At 63.7% G+C, this 17,779-nt stretch carries 18 protein-coding genes and 1 riboswitch; of the genes, 9 read left to right on the plus strand and 9 right to left on the minus strand.

The window, feature by feature from the left end; all coding sequences use genetic code 11:
* The first annotated feature begins 18 nt into the window (after positions 1 to 18).
* Positions 19 to 1,683 (plus strand): aminotransferase class III-fold pyridoxal phosphate-dependent enzyme, encoded by a 1,665-nt coding sequence (locus B5527_RS32065; RefSeq protein ID WP_079605067.1) that lies wholly within the window; start codon positions 19 to 21, stop codon positions 1,681 to 1,683.
* A gap of 231 nt (positions 1,684 to 1,914) precedes the next feature.
* Here B5527_RS32065 and B5527_RS32070 read toward each other — a convergent pair whose 3' ends face one another.
* The 3 genes from B5527_RS32070 to B5527_RS32080 form a co-directional block, all read right to left on the minus strand.
* On the minus strand, positions 1,915 to 2,547 hold the full coding sequence (locus tag B5527_RS32070; RefSeq protein ID WP_079605068.1) for a hypothetical protein: 633 nt from the start codon (positions 2,545 to 2,547) through the stop codon (positions 1,915 to 1,917).
* A gap of 119 nt (positions 2,548 to 2,666) precedes the next feature.
* Positions 2,667 to 3,356 carry a class I SAM-dependent methyltransferase gene (locus B5527_RS32075; protein WP_079605069.1) on the minus strand — a complete coding sequence of 230 codons (690 nt, stop codon included), beginning with the start codon at positions 3,354 to 3,356 and terminating at the stop codon, positions 2,667 to 2,669.
* An 83-nt stretch (positions 3,357 to 3,439) separates the two neighbouring features.
* Positions 3,440 to 4,495: a glycosyltransferase family 4 protein gene (locus tag B5527_RS32080; RefSeq protein ID WP_079605070.1), complete on the minus strand. Its 1,056-nt coding sequence runs from the start codon at positions 4,493 to 4,495 to the stop codon at positions 3,440 to 3,442.
* A gap of 265 nt (positions 4,496 to 4,760) precedes the next feature.
* Here B5527_RS32080 and B5527_RS32085 point away from each other — a divergent pair, with 265 nt between their 5' ends.
* Both B5527_RS32085 and B5527_RS32090 read left to right on the plus strand, forming a co-directional pair.
* A complete protein-coding gene (locus B5527_RS32085) occupies positions 4,761 to 5,465 on the plus strand; it encodes a L,D-transpeptidase (RefSeq protein ID WP_079605071.1) in 705 nt (234 codons plus the stop codon).
* A gap of 211 nt (positions 5,466 to 5,676) precedes the next feature.
* Positions 5,677 to 7,245: a DUF4403 family protein gene (locus tag B5527_RS32090; RefSeq protein WP_079605072.1), complete on the plus strand. Its 1,569-nt coding sequence runs from the start codon at positions 5,677 to 5,679 to the stop codon at positions 7,243 to 7,245.
* Between the two features lie 89 nt (positions 7,246 to 7,334).
* Here B5527_RS32090 and B5527_RS32095 read toward each other — a convergent pair whose 3' ends face one another.
* Positions 7,335 to 7,547 carry a dodecin family protein gene (locus B5527_RS32095; protein ID WP_079605073.1) on the minus strand — a complete coding sequence of 71 codons (213 nt, stop codon included), beginning with the start codon at positions 7,545 to 7,547 and terminating at the stop codon, positions 7,335 to 7,337.
* Between the two features lie 198 nt (positions 7,548 to 7,745).
* Between B5527_RS32095 and B5527_RS32100 the strand changes: the two genes are divergently transcribed.
* Positions 7,746 to 8,960 (plus strand): ABC transporter substrate-binding protein, encoded by a 1,215-nt coding sequence (locus B5527_RS32100; protein ID WP_079605074.1) that lies wholly within the window; start codon positions 7,746 to 7,748, stop codon positions 8,958 to 8,960.
* 456 nt (positions 8,961 to 9,416) lie between these two features.
* On the opposite strand, the gene B5527_RS32105 is transcribed toward B5527_RS32100, so the two are convergent.
* From B5527_RS32105 to B5527_RS32115, 3 genes are all read right to left on the minus strand, one after another.
* Positions 9,417 to 9,935, minus strand: a complete 519-nt coding sequence (locus B5527_RS32105) for a PRC-barrel domain-containing protein (protein WP_079605075.1) — start codon at positions 9,933 to 9,935, stop codon at positions 9,417 to 9,419.
* 153 nt (positions 9,936 to 10,088) lie between these two features.
* Positions 10,089 to 10,463, minus strand: a complete 375-nt coding sequence (locus tag B5527_RS32110; protein WP_079605076.1) for a PRC-barrel domain-containing protein — start codon at positions 10,461 to 10,463, stop codon at positions 10,089 to 10,091.
* Between the two features lie 216 nt (positions 10,464 to 10,679).
* Entirely contained in the window at positions 10,680 to 11,360 is a 681-nt protein-coding gene (locus tag B5527_RS32115; protein WP_079605077.1) for a hypothetical protein, read from the minus strand.
* Between the two features lie 174 nt (positions 11,361 to 11,534).
* Between B5527_RS32115 and B5527_RS32120 the strand changes: the two genes are divergently transcribed.
* The gene (locus B5527_RS32120) at positions 11,535 to 12,275 is read left to right on the plus strand and encodes a response regulator (protein ID WP_079605078.1); all 741 of its coding nucleotides are present in this window, start codon (positions 11,535 to 11,537) and stop codon (positions 12,273 to 12,275) included.
* Positions 12,276 to 12,277: 2 nt separating this feature from the next.
* Positions 12,278 to 13,612 carry an ATP-binding protein gene (locus B5527_RS32125; protein WP_079605079.1) on the plus strand — a complete coding sequence of 445 codons (1,335 nt, stop codon included), beginning with the start codon at positions 12,278 to 12,280 and terminating at the stop codon, positions 13,610 to 13,612.
* A 42-nt stretch (positions 13,613 to 13,654) separates the two neighbouring features.
* Here the strand turns inward: B5527_RS32125 and B5527_RS32130 are convergent, their stop codons facing one another.
* Together B5527_RS32130 and B5527_RS32135 are read right to left on the minus strand one after the other, a co-directional pair.
* Positions 13,655 to 13,855 (minus strand): hypothetical protein, encoded by a 201-nt coding sequence (locus tag B5527_RS32130; protein WP_079605080.1) that lies wholly within the window; start codon positions 13,853 to 13,855, stop codon positions 13,655 to 13,657.
* Between the two features lie 172 nt (positions 13,856 to 14,027).
* Entirely contained in the window at positions 14,028 to 15,521 is a 1,494-nt protein-coding gene (locus tag B5527_RS32135) for a hypothetical protein (protein WP_079605081.1), read from the minus strand.
* A 195-nt stretch (positions 15,522 to 15,716) separates the two neighbouring features.
* On the opposite strand from B5527_RS32135, the gene B5527_RS32140 reads away from it, so the two are divergent.
* The 3 genes from B5527_RS32140 to thiS all read left to right on the plus strand — a co-directional run bounded on the left by B5527_RS32140 (position 15,717) and on the right by thiS (position 17,649).
* Positions 15,717 to 16,223, plus strand: a complete 507-nt coding sequence (locus B5527_RS32140) for a lytic transglycosylase domain-containing protein (protein WP_079605082.1) — start codon at positions 15,717 to 15,719, stop codon at positions 16,221 to 16,223.
* A 100-nt stretch (positions 16,224 to 16,323) separates the two neighbouring features.
* Positions 16,324 to 16,457, plus strand: a riboswitch (TPP riboswitch).
* The gene (locus B5527_RS32145; RefSeq protein ID WP_079605083.1) at positions 16,445 to 17,461 is read left to right on the plus strand and encodes an FAD-dependent oxidoreductase; all 1,017 of its coding nucleotides are present in this window, start codon (positions 16,445 to 16,447) and stop codon (positions 17,459 to 17,461) included. (Overlaps the previous riboswitch by 13 nt.)
* Positions 17,452 to 17,649 (plus strand): sulfur carrier protein ThiS, encoded by a 198-nt coding sequence (gene thiS / locus B5527_RS32150; RefSeq protein WP_079605084.1) that lies wholly within the window; start codon positions 17,452 to 17,454, stop codon positions 17,647 to 17,649. Before B5527_RS32145 ends, thiS begins: the two co-directional genes overlap by 10 nt.
* Positions 17,650 to 17,779: the final 130 nt, after the last annotated feature.

The raw sequence follows: 17,779 nt of genomic DNA on the forward strand, positions 1-17,779 counted from the left end.
TGGATAGCGCTTGATGGCATGGATTCGCCTCTTCCGATTCTGTCTATCGCCGGCGCAGCGGTCATCGGCACCGCGGCCGTCTTTCCGAAATTGCGGGCGCGCCTGGACCTGTCGCGGGCCAAGCACCGCTCGCTGACCGGACATTCCAAAATGTCGCGCCGGGTGGCGCGGCTGATCCCGTTCTATGAATTCGACATCAACGATTTCTTCCGCTCCGACGGCGCGCCCGCGGCGGTCGCGACCCAGCGCCAGGACGGCTTCTTCCGGCTGGCGGGTATCTACAAAGACCGTTTCGCCAAGGGCCGCGAGCTGACGCGGCAGGTCTCCGAAAAGATCTCCGACCTTCAATTCACCGAGAACTACCGGGTGCCGTTCCAGTACAGCCGGCTGGTGCGGGAGCATCTCGGCACCAGCGCCTTCGTGGAGTCCTCGGAAGGCGTCACGGTCACCGACCTTGACGGCAACGTGGCCTACGACCTGACCGGCTCCTACGGCGTCAACATTTTCGGCAACGACTTCTACAAGGAATGCATCGCCAGCGCCGAGGCGCGGGCGCACGCGCTCGGCCCGGTGCTCGGGCCCTATCATCCCGCCATTGCCGACAACGTCACGCGGCTGTGCGAAATTTCCGGACTGGACGAAGTCTCGTTCCACATGTCCGGCACCGAAGCTGTCATGCAGGCGGTTCGGCTCGCCCGCTATCACACCGGAAAATCGCATCTGGTGCGTTTTGCCGGCGCCTATCACGGCTGGTGGGGCGACGTGCAGCCCGGCGTCGGCAATCCGATTTCGCCGCACGAAACCTATACCCTGGCCGAGATGTCGCAACGGACGCTGCACGTGCTCAGGACCCGCCGCGATATCGCCTGCGTGCTGGTCAATCCGTTGCAGGCGCTTCACCCCAACGGCAATGCGCCGGCCGATTCCGCGCTGGCCGACAGCTCGCGCAGCGGCAATTTCGATCGCGCCGCCTACAGCGCGTGGCTGAAATCGCTGCGTGAGGTCTGCACCGAGCGCGGTATCGTTTTGATCTTCGACGAGGTCTTTGTCGGCTTCCGCCTCGCCGCCGGCGGCGCCCAGGAATATTTCGGCGTCCGCGCCGACATGGTGACCTACGGCAAGAGCCTCGCCGGCGGCCTTCCCGTGGGCGCGGTCTGCGGGCGCAAGGACTTGATGCACCGCTTCCGCGAGGACCGCCCGGTCGACGTCTGCTTCGCCCGCGGCACCTTCAATTCGCACCCTTACGTCATGACGGCGATGGATGAATTTCTCAGCCGCCTCGCCAGCGCCAATTTCCGTTCGGTTTATGAGGGGCTCGATGAAACCTGGAACGGACGCGCGCAACGGCTGAACGACACGCTCGCCACGCAGGATCTGCCGGTGCGGGTCACCAACCTGTCGTCGATCTGGATGGTGCACTATACGGAGCCGTCGCGTTACAACTGGATGCTGCAATATTATTTGCGGGCCGAAGGACTGGCGCTGAGCTGGGTCGGGACCGGCCGCCTGATCTTCAGCCTCAATTACACGGACATGGATTTTGCGGAAGTCACAAAGCGCTTCGTGGCGGCGGCGGAAAAGATGAAGCAGGACGGCTGGTGGTGGCACGGGCCTTCCCTCACCAACAAGAAGATCCGGCGGCAGATCCTGAAAGAGATGATCACGCGGAGACGGCCGAAGTAAAACTGCGAGATGGGATCTTTTGTTTTCCGTCACGGCCGGGCTCGGCGCGTGCGTTGGATCACCTCGCCCCGCTTGCGGGGAGAGGTCGAAGCCGAAGGCTTCGGGTGAGGGGGACTATCCGCGAGTGCGAATGCGTGGACAGTCCCCCTCACCCCAACCCTCTCCCCGCAAGCGGGAAGAGGGAGTCGATTGTCGCTGCGCATCAACCTGATCTCATCCCGCTCTAGACGCTCAGGCGTGCTGCTCTTCCAGCCCGTGCTCGACGAGGTCGTGACCGGGATCGATCAGTTCGCCCTTCAGCAGATACAGCGGCGCCTTGTGATAGAGTTTGAAGTCGTTGAACGGATCGGTCAGGATCTTGGTCATCCAGACCAGGCCGGTTTCGACGTCGCGGATGAAGAACAGATGCACGGTGCGGAACAACAGGCCGCCGACGCCCACCGCCAGCCATATCTTGGCGACCTGGCGCATGAAATCGGCCGGCGAGACCCAGGGGGAAAACAGCCCGAACAGCGTCGGATCAAAGTACAACACCAGCGGAGAGGCCGCCCAGATCGACATCAGCACGACCTTGCGCCGCAAATTGTATCCGACCTTGATATCTTCCTTGTGCTCGTGGGTCGCCTGATTGATGTGGTCGTATCCCCTGGGCTCGAAGAAGAAATGCCCCGCCTGGCGTGAGGTCATCGAGACCAGCCAGCCGATCAGCGCGGATGCCACCGGGTCGAAGAACATCATGGCATAGCCGACCATGAAGCTGACCGCGCTGACGAAGTGCAGGCTCTGGTTGATCCGGCTGTGATGATAGTAGCGGTGATCATCCCAACGCTGGATGCGCAACTGCTCGCGGAAGTTCTTGATCATGCTCTCCCCCAAAATAGGTTGATTCGGTGTACAGCGATTCGATGTAGGCGATGTGACATCATCAAAATGTCACATGACATCACGCGATATCTTGGATGCGGCAACTTCCGCCGCCTCGGTCAGGCGGCAACCGCCATGACGGCTTTTCGGATACGGACCAGCGAGAAATGGCCGAGCGGCGGCACCAGACGGCGCTCGACCAATTCCATGCCATGCGCGCCCGCCAGCCATTTCGCATAGCGCGACCAGGCGAATTCGGCGGTCCGGAAGCCGAGCGGGCGCACCACCGGCTGCAAGCGCTGCTCGATGAAGCGGCGCATCCCGGCATCCGCGCTGACCCGGGTCAGGATGATCAGTTCACCGCCGGGCCGCAGCACGCGGGCAAACTCGTCAAGCGCCGCTTCCGGATTCGGCACGGCGGTCACGACATATTGCGCCATCACCACGTCGAATGAATTGTCGGGAAATTCGAGTTTCTCCGCATCCATCACCGCCAGGCCCTCGACGTTCTTCAGGCGCAGATCGGTGACACGTTGCTTTGCCTTGCTCAGCATCGCTTCCGAAATATCGGTGCCGAAGATGCGCAGATGCGGTGCGTATTGCGGCAGCGAGATTCCCGTGCCGACGCCAACCTCGAGCACGCGGCCGCCAATTTTGTTGGTGGCCTGAATGGCCGCCTTGCGGCCTTTGCTGAACACGCCGCCAAACACCAGATCGTAAACCGGCGCCCAGCGGTCATAGGCCTGTTCGACCGTCTCGCGGTCGAAGTCCAGTTGCGCCGTGCCGGCGAGTTTTGCGATTTCTGTCATGAGTCACTCTTGCTCGTTGTTTGCGGTCTGTTTCAGATTCGCCGTATCAGACCCGTGGATTATCTCTTTGATGCTCGATCCATTCAGCCGCGCACCGCGCTTTGGCTCGCCACGCGGCGGGCCGGTTGCAGCGAACGGCTCGGCTGCAACGCCGTCAGATTACCGATGAACTGCCTCGCGCTGTTTTCCCAGGAACGCTCCAGCGCAAAGCTCCGACAGGTTTCGCGGGAGACGCCGAGCGCGCGGATGCAGGCGCTGCGCAGGTCGGCGTCCAAGGCGCCAACGGGGTGATCCGCGATCACGTCCAGCGGGCCGGTCACCGGAAAGGCGGCGACGGGCGTGCCGCACGCCAGCGCTTCGAGCTGAACGACGCCGAAGGTGTCGGTCAGGCTCGGAAAAACAAAGACGTCGGCCGCCGCCAGATGGGAGGTCAGGTCCGCGCCGGTTTTTTCGCCCAGAAACCGGGCTTTCGGATAGCGGCGCTGCAACTCGGCCTTCTGCGGTCCGTCCCCGATCACGACCTTGGATCCCGGCAGGTTCAGCGCGAGAAATGCCTCAAGGTTTTTTTCAACCGCGACGCGCCCCATGGTCATGAAAATGGGTCGGGGCAGATCGAGCTCGGCGGCATCGTCGGGCCGGAACAGATCGGTGTCGACCCCTCGGGTCCAGCTGCCGAGCTTCTTGAAACCTCTGGCGCCGAGTTCCTGCCGAAGCGAGGAGGTGGCGACCATCGTCATGGCGGCGGCGGCATGAAAGTGTCGCAGCACCGCGTAGCTCAGCGTCGCCGGCACGATCGAGCGCACCGCGATATATTCCGGAAAGCGGGTCGTATAGGAAGTCGTGAACGCCAATTTGCGGCGGCGGCAATAGGCGCGCACCGCCCATCCGATCGGCCCCTCGGTCGCGATATGAATGGCGTCCGGCGAGGCCGCCTCTACCCGCGCGGCAATCTCGCGCCGGTTCGGTAACGCCACTCGCAAGCCCGGATAGGTCGGGACAGCCAGCGACGGAAACCCGTCCGGGGTTAAAAAGCTTACCTCCGCTCCCAGCGCCGAAGCGCTGCGGGCCAGCGAGGTCAGGGTACGAACCACGCCGTTCACCTGCGGAAGCCAAGCGTCGGTTGCTATCAAAATCCGCATGAACGGGGACCCAGGAGCTTGCTGATTCTCAAGTCGAGACGTTCGGCCATGGATATTTCAACCGTGTGACGTCATCGATGCGTAATGGTCGTTTTTCACGCCCGCCGGCAAAAAATTTCGTGCCGGCGACATCGTCCTGAAACATTTCTCCGCCCCGACGAAACCACTTTGCCACTTTGGCGCAAACGTCCTGAAACCCTCGCCCGGTAGTGGTCACGTTAACGACGCGCCGAACGAGCGCGGCAACATCAAACAGGGACGTGCCATGCTCAATTCGGGCGTATTGAAGCTGAATTCCCGCAAACTGAATTGCCGTCGTGTCGGTGCCGCGTTCGGCGCGCTGGCGATTGGCGCGATCGCGTTTTGCGGCTCCGCCACGGCCACGCCGCTGCCGCTGTTTCCGTTCATCATGGTGCCCGCGCCGCAATCGGCGCCGCCGCCGGCCCAAATCGCACCGTCACAAGACCAAGGTGCGGTGGTCAAGCTGCCGGCACGGCTGAGGCGCCAGATCGTCAGCTATGCCACCCGCGAGGCGCCCGGCACCGTCATCATCGATACGCCCAACACCTATCTCTATTATGTGCTCGGCGGCGGCCACGCGATCCGCTACGGCATCGGCGTCGGCCGCGATGGCTTCACCTGGTCGGGCGTGCAGTCGGTTACTAAAAAGGCCGAATGGCCGGACTGGACCCCGCCCCCGGAGATGATCGCGCGCCAGCCCTATCTGCCGCGCCACATGGCCGGCGGCCCCGGCAATCCGCTCGGCGCGCGGGCGATGTATCTCGGCGGCACGGTGTATCGCATTCACGGCACCAACGCCCCGGAAACCATCGGCACCCACATCTCGTCGGGCTGCATCCGCCTCACCAACGAAGACGTCTCCGATCTCTATTCGCGGGTCAACGTCGGCACCAGGGTGATCGTGCTGCCGATGGACCGCCGCGCCGACAATGCGGGCCCGATCGACTAGCGCCGCCGAAGAATATCAGACGAAAAATGGTGCGCTCGCCGCGCGCCATTTTTTGTTTCCGGCCGGCAACAATTCGAACCGGTTTGCGTCCGTGCGAGCACCTTGCGTCGTGTTGTCGCGTATTAGTGATTGGGGTGTACCACCCTCCGCCACTCTGGCGCCGCCGGAACCTGCCCTGTAAACTCTCCGGTGCAACCAATACGGGGGGACGATGCGTTTGGCGGTGAGCCTCAAGACGATTCTGCTCGCGATCGCGGTGGTCGCGGTCTCGTTTTTTATCAGCCTGAAGGCCATGGACTGGCTGTCGCCACGCGGCTCGGTTCCGGCCCCGGTGCTGGTCGAATTGCCGCCGCTGCCGTCTGCGCCGCGTATTTCCAGCATCATCGCCCAGGTCGCGATCGCGCTTCCGGCGATTCGCGACGCCGCCGAACGCGGCGCGCCGCGCACCTTCGCCGGCAAAGCCGACAATCCGGTGTCGCAGATTCTGCAGAATGCCGACATCGGCTGGACCGCCTCGCGCGGGCCGATCACGGCGACCGGCGCCCAGGACCTGTTGTCGCTGGCAACGCCGCTGACGGGAAAGCTGGATGTGACGGGATCGCTGTCGTCGAAAGCGACCGGCGCGGTCGGTGACGCGCTCGGCAGCCTGCTCGGCGGCAATGTCGCCAAGCAGATCGGCAGCGTGAACATCAAGGCGCTCAACGCCAGCGCCGAGATCAAGGGCAACGTCGTCATTACCTCGCGGCCCAAACTCGCCGCCGCCTGGCGTATCGAACCGAATCTGGCCGGACAGGTCACGCTCGGCGATACCAACCTTTCGCTGGCGGGCGCCCGCATCGACGTCCCGGCCCAGGTCAAGCCGCTGATCGACAAGACCATCGCCGATCAGATCAACGCGGTGGATGCACAGATCCACAGCAATCCGGCCTTCGAACAGAATGCGCGGACACAATGGGCCAGGGCCTGCCGCTCGATTCCGCTGCAAGGCACCGGCGCCGCGTCGACGGTGCCGGCGCTCTGGCTGGAGTTGCGGCCGACCCGCGCGATCGCGGCCCAGCCGCGGGTCGATGCTTCCGCGGTCACGCTGACGCTCGGCGTCGAGGCCGAGACCCGCATCACATCGACGCAGACCAAGCCCGATTGCCCATTTCCCGCGAAGATCTCGATCGTTCCGCCGACCCCGGGAGGCGTCAGCATCGGCGTGCCGATCGACATGCCGTTTACCGACATCAGCAAGATCGTCGAGGCGCAGTTCGCGGGGCGGACGTTTCCCGAGGACGGTTCGGGCCCGGTCGACGTCACCGTCAAGCATGCTTCCGTCGCGGCCTCGGGCGACCGGCTGCTGATTTCGCTACTGGTCAACGCCAAGGAAAAAAAGAGCTTCTTCGGCTTCGGCGGCGAAGCCACCGTGCATATCTGGGGCAGGCCCGTGCTCGATCAGGCCCAGCAGACGCTGCGACTGACCGACATCCAACTCGCGGTCGAATCCGAAGCCGCGTTCGGGCTGCTGGGAGCCGCGGCGCGCGCGGTGATGCCGCATCTGCAAAAGGCGCTGGCCGACAAGGCCACCATCGACCTCAGGCCGTTCGCGACCAACGCGCAGAAAAAGATCGCCGCGGCAGTCGCGGATTTTCAGAAGAACGAGGACGGCGTGCGGGTGGCGGCCGATATCAACAGCCTTAGGCTCGCGGACATCGCCTTCGATTCAAAAACGCTGCGCGTGATCGCGGAAGCCGACGGCGCGATCAATATTTACCTGACGGCGCTGCCGGGATTGTAGGCAAAGGCAAACACGCGTTATCCCTGCGCAACGGCTCCGCCGTTACAGCAGGGATGACGGCAAGTGTACTTTTTCGTGAGCCCTCTTCGTCAGTCTTCGAATTTGAACGAGACGTTGAGCTTGGCGCGATAGGCTTCGATCTCGCCCTTGGCGTCCAACTGCAAATCGAGCTTGACGACTTCTGCGACGCGAAGTTCCCGAAGGGACTTTCCGGCCCTGTCGACTGCCGCCTTGGCCGCCTTCTCCCAGGAATCCTTGCTGGTACCGATCAACTCGATGACTTTGTAGACGCTCTCAGCCATGTCGACCTCCCGTTTGCTATCGGGCAGGACGCAGGTGCTCCTGCCGCCCGTGAGCCTAACATCGTGACGTCGTCGCCGAAAGGCGCATTCCGGAAGCTTTGCAACGCCCCACCTGCTCAAAAGTCGGCTTTGCGGGCCCCGCCGAAGGCGGCTAGAACAGAGGCTTCAGACCAACAAAAACTCAGGGAGAACGGAACCATGAAGTCAGTTGCAGCTGTGGCCGCGACCGTCATTGCTTTCGCCGTGTCCGGCGGCGCGGCGAACGCGCAGATTTCCGACGATGTCGTCAAGATCGGCGTCCTGACCGACATGTCCAGCCTCTATGCCGACGCCACCGGTAAGGGCTCGGTGGCCGCGGTCCAGATGGCGGTCGCCGATTACGGCGGCAAGGTGAAGGGCAAGCCCGTCGAGGTGATCTCCGCCGACCACCAGAACAAGCCCGACGTCGGCGTCGGCATCGCGCGCAACTGGTATGACAACGAGAAAGTCGATGCGATCTTCGACGTGCCGACCTCCTCGGTTGCATTGCCGGTTTCCGCGCTGACCCGCGAGAAGAACAAGATCAACATCAATTCCGGCGGCGGCAGCTCCGACATCACCGGCACGCAGTGCTCGCCCAACACGGTGCACTGGACCTACGATACCTACGCGCTCTCCAACGTCGCCGGCAAGGCGATGGTCAAGCGCGGCGAGGACACCTGGTTCTTCGTCACCGCCGACTACGCTTTCGGCATGGCGCTCGAACGCGATGCCGCCAACGTCGTCAAGGAGAGCGGCGGCAAGGTGCTGGGCGACGTTCGCCATCCCCTGAACTCCTCCGACTTCTCGTCCTTCCTGCTGCAGGCGCAGGCCTCCAAGGCCAAGGTCGTGGCGCTCGCCAACGCCGGCGGCGACACCACCAATGCGCTCAAGCAGGCCGCCGAATTCGGCATCACCCAGGGCGGCCAGAAGATGATCGCGCTGTTGCAGGAGATCACCGACACGCATTCGCTCGGCATCAAGGCGACCCAGGGGCTGATCGTGACCGACGCGTTCTACTGGGACATGAATGACGAGACCCGCGCCTTCTCGAAACGCTTCAACGAGAAGGTCGGCCATATGCCGACCATGATTCAGGCCGGCCTCTACTCGGCGACGATGCATTATTTGAAGGCGATCGAAGCCATCGGCACCGACGAGGCGCCGAAGGTGATGGCGCAGATGCGGGCGACGCCGGTCAACGACTTTTTCGCCAAGAACGGCAAGATCCGCATCGACGGCCGCATGGTCCACGACATGTATCTGTTCGAGGTGAAGAAGCCGGAAGAGTCCAAGGGCGAGTGGGATCTCTACAAGCTGATCGCCACCGTGCCCGGCGACGAAGCCTTCCGTCCGCTCGACAAGGGCGGCTGCCCGCTGGTCAAGGCGAATTGAGGGGACTAGCGCGCTTTCTATCTCACATGGGCCAGCACACTTTTCTTCTCCCCTCCCCCCGCAAAGCGGCGGGGTCGAGACGAGCGAAGCTCGCTCTTAGGGGTCGGGGGTGGGGGGTCTATCGGCCGGAACGGCTGCATGGGTGATTGCCGCACTACCCCCCACCCCCGACCCCTCCCCACCACGCGCAAGGGCGCGTGGAGGGAGGGGAGTGAAGAGCATCGCAAAGCGATGCCGCTCGAAGGATGAAGCATTAGAAATGGAAAGCGCTTTAGGCATTCCTCATGGTGAGGAGCGCTTCATGCGCGTCTCGAACCATGAGGCCCCGATGCCTCTTCCCATCCTTCGAGACGCGCGCAAAGCGCGCTCCTCAGGATGAGGTCCGGCGCAAAACAAAAACGCGCCCGGCAAAACCGGGCGCGCTTCTGTTTTTGACCAACTCGATCCGGCGTGACGTTACGTCGAATATTTGAACTCGGGCATCGCCTTGAGCAGATCCTTGGTCGCGTTGAAGACCGCGTGGTCCGGATACCACGGGTTGGACTTCGTCGAGGCCGGCGCGGTGCTGGTGGTCGCGGCCCCCGTGGTCGTGCTCGACGCCGGGCGGGTGGTCGACGTGCTCGAAGCCGTCGTGGAAGAGACCGGCTGATCGACAAATTTGATCTTGTCGAAGGCTACGGCGACAAGATGCTCACCGACGCCAAGGAAACCGCCAACACCGATCACGACAGCCTTGATGCTCCCGTTCTTGTCGGTCAGGAGGTCATTGATCGAACCAACGTTTTCATTGTTGTCGTTGTAGACGTTGAGACCGACAAGCTTCGATGCACGCCAGTCGCCCTGGAACGACTGATCGGACATCGCGGCGGTCGACGTGGTGTTGCTGCCCGCGTTGGTCATCGGCGTTTGCGCAAATGCAACGGTCGCAAGCAAAGTGGACGCGGCCAAACCGGCCGTTATGTATTTCACAAGCATATGGTTTCTCCTCGAGGTTGGATTGTCAGGAGAGAACACGCCACCGCGTCCGCCGTTCCCATGGCCGGCCTGCATTTTCAACAGGCGCAACGGGTGATGATTTGGTACGGCGCGCAAACTGAAATGGTGTGCGGAACGAGTCTCAAGGCGCGATCAGAAGCCGCCCCAGTACGGCGGGATTCCGTAGTAGCGATGCAACTCCGCTTCCTGCGAACGATCGCCCCAGTCGAAATCCTTGTCGGCGCGAAACGACGGCGCGTGCCTGAGTTCCTCGTCGTCGATGTCGAGCTGATAGGCCTCGAACCTGGTGTTGTAGGTCAGACGCGCCCACGGCAGCGGCAGCAGGTTGGTGCCCATGCCGAGGAACCCGCCGAAACTGAGGATCGCGTAGGACACCTTGCCGGTGACCTTGTCGATCATCAGCCGTTCGATATGGCCGATCCGGTCGCCGTTCGGCCGTCGCACTGCAGTGCCTTCGACCCGGTCGCTCGCGATCAACTGGTGCGGTTTGGCCATGACGTCGGTCATCTCATCCTCCCCTTTTGGGTCGATGAAGCCGAATCAACGTGTCAGCCGTAGCCCGGTTCCAACAAAACCGGGCCGGCGTGTGGAAGCGCGATTCAGGATGCCCGGCCCGCGCGTCCGCCCGCCGACCAGGAATCGCCGACGTCCGGGGTCGCGTCGGCCACAGCACCCATTCCCCTTCCCATTTGGGAAGAATGATTGCCGCGCGCCGGCCTCAACTCAGATCTGATAGTTGATCAGAAGCGACGAGAAGGAATTGCTGCCGGTGCCGGAGGCACCGGTCGCGCCGTAGGTCGTCGACGTGGCGCTCGACTGAGAGTCCTGAAGCGATTGGAGGAATTGCTGAAGAATGGTGTTGGCGGAGCTCGTGCTGCCGGTCGACGACGAACTGCCGGCTGAAGACGAACTGCCGGCTGAAGACGAACCGCCGTGGCCACCGTGCCCACCATGGCCATGGTGGGCGCCGCCGGCGCCGGCCGGTCCACCGGCACCACCTGGCGCAGCGGCAACCGGCGGAGCCACAGCAGCTGTTGAAGCGCCGGCACTGCCGGCGCTACCCGAAGCGCCGGCGCCGTCGGGGCCATTGGCGAAAGCGGTCTGGAACACGCCCTGCAGCTCGGTGGCCTGCTGGCTGGTCAGGTTGCCGCTGGACACTTCGCCCTGAATCAGGGTGTCGATCTTCGATTTCAGATCACCGGGTGAAGAGTTCGTGGCGGCGGTTGTACCGCTCGCACTGCTGCCGCTCTGCAGCGAGGCGTTGATGTCGGTCAGCGCCGAGGACAGCGCGCCCTGATCGGACGAGGAGACGGTGCCCGAGTTTACTTCGCTCTGCAGCTGGTTCTGCAGTAGCTGGAGCGGCGACAAATAAGGATTGCTGGAGGTCGCGGAGATTGAGGTCATGGGGGACTCCGAGGATGATTCTTGGCTTACCCCCGATCTTTAGGATTAATGATCTTAACGAGGCCTTTTCATTGCCGCGCCAGCATGTTGCCTCGTGTTGCGAAGCTGACGCCGGACATATTGCGAAACAAAAATCCTTCGCCGGTTTCCCCGAATCTGCGACAATAGGTGCGCATGGCCATCGCATCGCCGAACATCCTTGTCGTCGAAGACGACCGCGAGACGCGGACGCTGATTGCAAAATACCTGCGCACCAACGCCTGCAACGTGACGACGGCGAACGACGGACGCGAGATGGTGCGGGCGATGGCCGACCATCGCGTCGATCTTCTGATCCTCGATGTGATGCTGCCGGGTGAAGACGGCCTCAGCCTGTGCCGCAAGGTCCGCGCGGAATCGCAAATTCCGATCATCATGCTCACCGCGCGCGGCGAGGATATCGATCGGATTCTCGGACTTGAAATGGGCGCCGACGACTACCTGGCCAAGCCGTTCAATCCGCGCGAATTGCTGGCCCGGATCAACGCGGTGCTGCGCCGCCAGGCCGCCGCGCAGAACGTCAGCACCAGCAATGGCGCCACTGCGCTGACCTTTCTGGGCTGGCGGATCGATTTCAGGCTGCGCGAATTGCGCGATCCGGCGGGCGCGCGGGTCGCGATGACCAGCGCCGAATTCGACCTGCTGCGAACCTTTTGCGAGCGGCCGGGCCGCGTGCTGTCGCGCGACAGCCTGCTCGACCTCACCCAGGGGCGCAACGCCGGCTCATTCGAGCGCAGCATCGACGTGCTGGTCAGCCGCATCCGGCGCAAGATCGAAACCGATCCGCAGGACGCTACCATGATCAAGACGGTGCGCTCCGGCGGCTATTTGTTCACCCCCAGTGTGGATGCGGTCATACCCCCGGCAAACAACTGACCATGAAGCTGGCAGGTTTCCTGAATCTCAGGGGTATCAGCGGACAGATCGCGGCGCTGGTGGTCGCCTCGATCATCGCCATCCACCTGATCCTCACCGCGACCTTCCTGATCCATCGGCCGGACCAGATCGATCCATCGCTCGACCGCGGACACGGCCAGCTCGCCGCCGCAGTCCAGCTTCTCGGCGCGGCGCCCGCAGCCGGGCGGCCACGGCTTGTCGCCGACATCGCGCGGGCATTTCCGCAACTGGACATCGAAAGCCTTCCAGCAGGTTCCGCTGCCGCGGCCGACGAACCGGATGGCCATAATCTGCGCAGTCTGCATCGCCGCCTCGGCGGAAACTACCGGATTTTTTCGCTCGCGCATGAGGGAAACATCCACAGGATCGGCATCGCCTTACCCGACGGCGCGATGATTTCCGCGAAGATCCAGGTGGACCAGCCGCAACGTCCGTTCTGGATTGGAACCTGGATCGTGACCTTGCTGTTTGGCGCCATCAGCGTCACCTCGCTCGGCTTGTGGGCGGCGTGGGCCTTGACGGCGCCGCTGTCGTCATTCGCGAAAGCCGCCGAGAACTTCAGCCTGAACGGCGCCGCGGCACCGCTGCCCGAACGCGGGCCTGTAGAAATTCGCTCGGTGGCGAAGGCGCTCAACCGGATGCGGGAGCGCATCACCGCTTTGATCGACGACCGCACCAAAATGCTGGCCGCCATCAGTCACGATCTGCGCACGCCGATCACCCGGATGCGCCTGCGCTCCGAATTCATCGAGGACGATACGCACCGCAGCCGCATGCTGGATGATCTCGACCAGATGCGCTCGATGCTGGAATCCGTGCTTTCTTTCCTGCGCAACGACGGCAAACTCGAATCCATGACGCTGGTCGACATCGCGACCACGCTGCAGCTCGTCACCGATCAATTCGGCGACATGGGACACAAGATCGCTTACGACGGACCCGGACACGCCATGGCCACGGTCCGCCCCGACGACCTGCATCGCAGCATTACCAACCTGGTCGAGAATGCGGTCAGGTTCGGCGCGGAGGCCACCATCCGCCTCATTGTGTCGCCGGACACCGCGACGATCGAGATTGAGGACGATGGCCCCGGCATCGCCGATGCGCGCAAGGACGTCATGCTCGAACCGTTCGTCCGCGGCGACGACGCCCGCAATATGGATGAGGCAGCCGGCTTTGGTCTCGGTCTGTCGATCGCGCGCGCCATCGTGCTGGCGCATGGCGGCGAGCTGTCGCTGCACGACCGGCAGCCGCATGGATTGATTGTTCGCATCGAACTGCCGATCCATCAGCAGGGCCGGCAGGCCGCCGCCTGAGCGGGCAGATTCCAGGAGAGCAAATCAGTGAGGACTTGGCGGTCAGGCCGCGATGGCTTCCCGATCCGTATGCGACGCATCGAAGAAGGCCACCGCCTCGAACCGGTAGTCGCAGGCCTGGCAATGCCAGAGATATGAGATGCGGCGCGGACCGTTTTCCGTCCATTCCGGTTTCGCGATCGGCTTGCCGCACTGGGCACAGGGATTTTCACGGGGCAAATAGCCGAAGTCTTTTTTGGCCATGACGCGTCTCCCTTTTCTTTTTGTAGTCTCCGGTAGGAAGCGGATTGGACAGGATTGCTGTCGGATAGTCCACGCTCCGTCTGCGACTTTGAGACAGCATTGCGACTTTTGAACGGCGATGAGGGCGAATTTCAGGACGGCGGCGGTATGCGTGTCCGGGTGGACAGCCGGTTTACTTCGCTGCCGGTTCGACCGCCGGTTCCGCCGTGTGCACCGCTCCCGCCTTGCGCACGTGAATCGTGGCGATGTCGTCGGCATAGACCTTCCGCCAGCCGTCGACGTGATCGAGCAGTTTGGTCGCAGCACTTTGCGTGCGCATCAAGGTCGCCTCGATCTTGTACTGCTCGAGCAGCCGGAACAGGTTTTCCGGCTCCATCAATCCGCTGGCGGCGTTGTGGTCGACGAAGAATTTCTCGCCGTAGAGCTCGGTGCGGCCGTCGATGAAGGGGGCGACGCCATTGGCGATCAGATAGCCGCCGAAATCGTAGTCGTTGAACACGCGCGCGAGATGCAGTTTCTTCAGTGCGGCCACCGCGGCGACCGGCGATTGCCGGACATTGGGCTCGTAGCGATGCACCGATGCAAAGGCAAAAGTTCCCGCCACCAGCACGGCCGCGACGCTGGCAAACAACACGCCGCGCAGCGGCGGCGCGGCGTTCGGGTTTGAAAGCTCTGCGCCGCCGATCTGCCGGGCCAGCGGTGCGGCGAGCACGAGTGGCGCCAGCAGCGCCAGCAGTTCGCCGGCGCGTCCCTGGGCGAGCGCCATGTGCAGCAGCCCCAACAGCAGCGCGATGCGCAGCGGCGGCAGCTTGATGCCGTGCAGCAGCGCCAGGCCTGTTCCCGCGAGCAGGCAGACCTCGAGCGCGCCGACGCTGCCGAAATCCGCCGGTTTCCACTCCATGATCAGCGGCAGCGCGCCGCCCAATTCCATAATCTTTTCCGAGGCCAGCAACGCATTCCAGCCATAGGGCGTGCAGCAACTCGCCACGAGCGCCGCAAGCGCGAACGCCGCCCATCGCAGCGCCAGCGCTTTGCGCAGCGTGGCATCGGCGCTCAAGACGACGTCGAGCGCGACTGGCGCGATCAGCACGAGGCCGAACACAAAGCCGCCATGCAGATTGGCCCACAGCGCCATCAATGGCAGCAGCCAGAACGATGGCGCGCCACGGCGATCCGCGGCGGCGATCAATCCGCCGACCCACGCCACCATGACCGGCATCGCCAGCACATGCGGCCGGGCCAGCAGATGCGGCACCGTCAGCGCCAGCGCCGCGGCGACGAACACCAGCGTCGTGCTTTCGCTCAGGCGCCGGTTCAGGAATCGTGTCAGCAGCGCGAAGGTCGCGGCGATCGCGCCGGCGGCCAGCACCACCGGCCCGCTCCAGCCGGATATCGCATAGGCCTTGGCGAGCATCACCTGCGCCAGCCACTGCGTCGATATCCAGGGCTGGCCGCGCATGGTGAGGGAGTAGACATCGGTTTCCGGCACCGCGCGATGGTCCAGGATCCACTGGCCGACGGTGACCTGCCACAGCGTGTCGGGATCGATCAGCAGCCGGTTTCCGGCCAGCACGAACAGCGCATAGATGCCGATGCCGACCCACAGCGGCAGCAGCCCGCGCAGCGGACTCGTCTCCGCGGTACTATGGGCGACGGACATGGTCATCGGTGCGGCCGGATTTCCAAGGGGTTTCCGGCCGGATCGAAGCACGCCAGGGCATAATTCTTGGTAAATCGGGGCGCGGAATAAAGGCAAACCCGAGAAAGCCGGATTTTGGCCACATCTATGCCCGGCGATTGCGGCAGTCAGGGTCCTTTAGCGTTCGACCGCTGTATTTTGTCCCGCCTGAGGCCATTCCCGATGAAACGTCTTTTATGGCTCGTGTGCCTCACGACCCTGGCGGCGCTGCACTCTCCGCAGGCCGCCCAGGCGCAGCACGCCGAATACGACGCGCTGGTCGCCACCCACGCCAGCGCCAACGCGGTGCCGGAAGCCCTGGTGCATCGCGTGATCCTGCGTGAAAGCCGCTATCGGCCGGCGCTGGTGGGGCGCGGGGGCACCATCGGCCTGATGCAGATCAAGCTCGCGACCGCGCGCAGCCTCGGCTACACCGGGTCAGCCGAGGGACTGCGCGATCCCAACACCAACCTGCTCTATGGCGTGAAATATCTCGCCGGCGCCTACCACGCCGCCAACGGCGACCACGCCCGTGCCATGCATTATTACGCCAGCGGCTATTACCAGGCCGCCAAGCGCCAGCGGCTCGAATTGGCCGGCAATCCACAACCCCCGCTCACCCGCGCGCTGCGGAAACAGGCCGTCAAAGAGCTCCCCGACGCCAACGCAGGGCAGGTTTCCCCGAAATAATCGTCGCCGACAAGTTTACGCGGTCTGAGCAAAGCAGCCTGCAATGGCCCCGCCTGACCAACGGGGTCCGTTGACACTCCCGGCCATCGGCCTACATTAGCCCCGTTCCGAGGGGAGCTCCGATGAGGAGCTGAGAGACCGCAAGCTCAAGCCTGGCTGCAGGCGCGAGACCGCGGTGACCCTTTGAACCTGATCCGGGTCATGCCGGCGAAGGGACAGGGATGTACCAGAGTTCGAAGCTACCACGGGGGGATTCCCCCGTTTCCGTCATCGGCGCCGGGATCGCCGGGGCCTGGCAGGCGCTGTTGTTCGCACAGGCCGGCCACGCCGTGACGCTGCACGAGCGCAGCGATGCCGACATGATGCTCTCCACCAGCCACTGGGCCGGCGGCATGCTGGCGCCCTGGTGCGAGAGCGAGGTATCGGAGCCGGTGATCAGCCGGCTCGGCCTGCGGGCGCTCGATCTGTGGCGCCGGGAATTGCCGGACACCCCGTTCAACGGCTCGCTGGTGGTGGCGCACCCCCGCGAGCGCAACGATTTCGAACGTTTTGCCAAACTCACATCAGGCCATCGGCGGCTCGATGCGCGCGCGCTGGGCGAACTCGAACCCTCGCTGCAGGGCCGTTTCCGCGATGCGCTGTTTTTCGCCGGCGAAGGCCATGTCGAGCCGCGCCGCGTGCTGCCGAAGCTGCATGAACGGATCATCGCCGCCGGCGGCACCATCAGGTTCAACAGCGAACCGGCGCCGGCGGATATCGACGGGCTCGTAATCGACTGCCGCGGGTTTTCGGCGCGCGACGTCGAGCCCGAGTTGCGCGGCGTCAAGGGCGAGATGATCCTGATCGAAACGGACGAGGTCGAACTGGCGCGCCCGGTGCGCCTGATCCATCCGCGCTGGCCGCTCTACGTGATTCCGCGCGAGAACAACCTCTTCATGCTCGGCGCCACCTCGATCGAGGCCGAGGACACCGGCGTCAGCGTCCGCTCGGCGCTGGAACTGCTCGGCGCGGCCTATGCGGTGCATCCGGCGTTCGCGGAAGCGCGCATCGTCGAATTCGGCTCCGGCCTGCGCCCGGCATTTCCCGACAATCTTCCGCGCATCCGGATCGACGACGACAAGATCGCGGTGAACGGCCTCTATCGCCACGGCTTCCTGATCGCCCCCGCGCTGGCGGAGCTGACGCTGGCGTTTGTCGAGCGCGGCCAGATCGACAACGAGGTGATGCAATGCGCGTGATCGTCAACGGCGAATCGCGCGAGATCTCGTCGACACGGGTCGACGCGCTGCTCGGCGAACTCGAATATGAGGGCACGCATTTTGCGATCGCCGTGAATTACGACGTGCTGCCGAAGAGCCAATGGGCGCAGACGCCGCTGAAGAACGGCGACGAGATCGAGATCATCACGCCGCGGCAGGGAGGGTGATGGGATGACGCGCGCAACATCTCTCTCCACGTCGTCCCTGCGAACGCAGGGACCCATAACCACCGCGCATCAAACTCAGCCGTCATCGCCCGGCTTGACCGGGCGACCCAGTACGCCGCGACGCCTCGGT

Source organism: Bradyrhizobium erythrophlei, from assembly GCF_900129425.1.
In the GTDB taxonomy this organism is placed as follows: Bacteria; Pseudomonadota; Alphaproteobacteria; order Rhizobiales; family Xanthobacteraceae; genus Bradyrhizobium; species Bradyrhizobium erythrophlei_C.

Coding starts and splice junctions, on each gene's coding strand:
- B5527_RS32065 (WP_079605067.1), top strand. CDS start 19: ATGGATTCGCCTCTTCCGATTCTGTCTATCGCCGGCGCAGCGGTCATC.
- B5527_RS32085 (WP_079605071.1), top strand. CDS start 4,761: ATGCTCAATTCGGGCGTATTGAAGCTGAATTCCCGCAAACTGAATTGC.
- B5527_RS32070 (WP_079605068.1), bottom strand. CDS start 2,547: ATGATCAAGAACTTCCGCGAGCAGTTGCGCATCCAGCGTTGGGATGAT.
- B5527_RS32090 (WP_079605072.1), top strand. CDS start 5,677: ATGCGTTTGGCGGTGAGCCTCAAGACGATTCTGCTCGCGATCGCGGTG.
- B5527_RS32140 (WP_079605082.1), top strand. CDS start 15,717: ATGAAACGTCTTTTATGGCTCGTGTGCCTCACGACCCTGGCGGCGCTG.
- B5527_RS32100 (WP_079605074.1), top strand. CDS start 7,746: ATGAAGTCAGTTGCAGCTGTGGCCGCGACCGTCATTGCTTTCGCCGTG.
- B5527_RS32120 (WP_079605078.1), top strand. CDS start 11,535: ATGGCCATCGCATCGCCGAACATCCTTGTCGTCGAAGACGACCGCGAG.
- B5527_RS32145 (WP_079605083.1), top strand. CDS start 16,445: ATGTACCAGAGTTCGAAGCTACCACGGGGGGATTCCCCCGTTTCCGTC.
- B5527_RS32105 (WP_079605075.1), bottom strand. CDS start 9,935: ATGCTTGTGAAATACATAACGGCCGGTTTGGCCGCGTCCACTTTGCTT.
- B5527_RS32110 (WP_079605076.1), bottom strand. CDS start 10,463: ATGACCGACGTCATGGCCAAACCGCACCAGTTGATCGCGAGCGACCGG.
- B5527_RS32135 (WP_079605081.1), bottom strand. CDS start 15,521: ATGACCATGTCCGTCGCCCATAGTACCGCGGAGACGAGTCCGCTGCGC.
- B5527_RS32125 (WP_079605079.1), top strand. CDS start 12,278: ATGAAGCTGGCAGGTTTCCTGAATCTCAGGGGTATCAGCGGACAGATC.
- B5527_RS32115 (WP_079605077.1), bottom strand. CDS start 11,360: ATGACCTCAATCTCCGCGACCTCCAGCAATCCTTATTTGTCGCCGCTC.
- B5527_RS32095 (WP_079605073.1), bottom strand. CDS start 7,547: ATGGCTGAGAGCGTCTACAAAGTCATCGAGTTGATCGGTACCAGCAAG.
- thiS (WP_079605084.1), top strand. CDS start 17,452: ATGCGCGTGATCGTCAACGGCGAATCGCGCGAGATCTCGTCGACACGG.
- B5527_RS32075 (WP_079605069.1), bottom strand. CDS start 3,356: ATGACAGAAATCGCAAAACTCGCCGGCACGGCGCAACTGGACTTCGAC.
- B5527_RS32080 (WP_079605070.1), bottom strand. CDS start 4,495: ATGCGGATTTTGATAGCAACCGACGCTTGGCTTCCGCAGGTGAACGGC.
- B5527_RS32130 (WP_079605080.1), bottom strand. CDS start 13,855: ATGGCCAAAAAAGACTTCGGCTATTTGCCCCGTGAAAATCCCTGTGCC.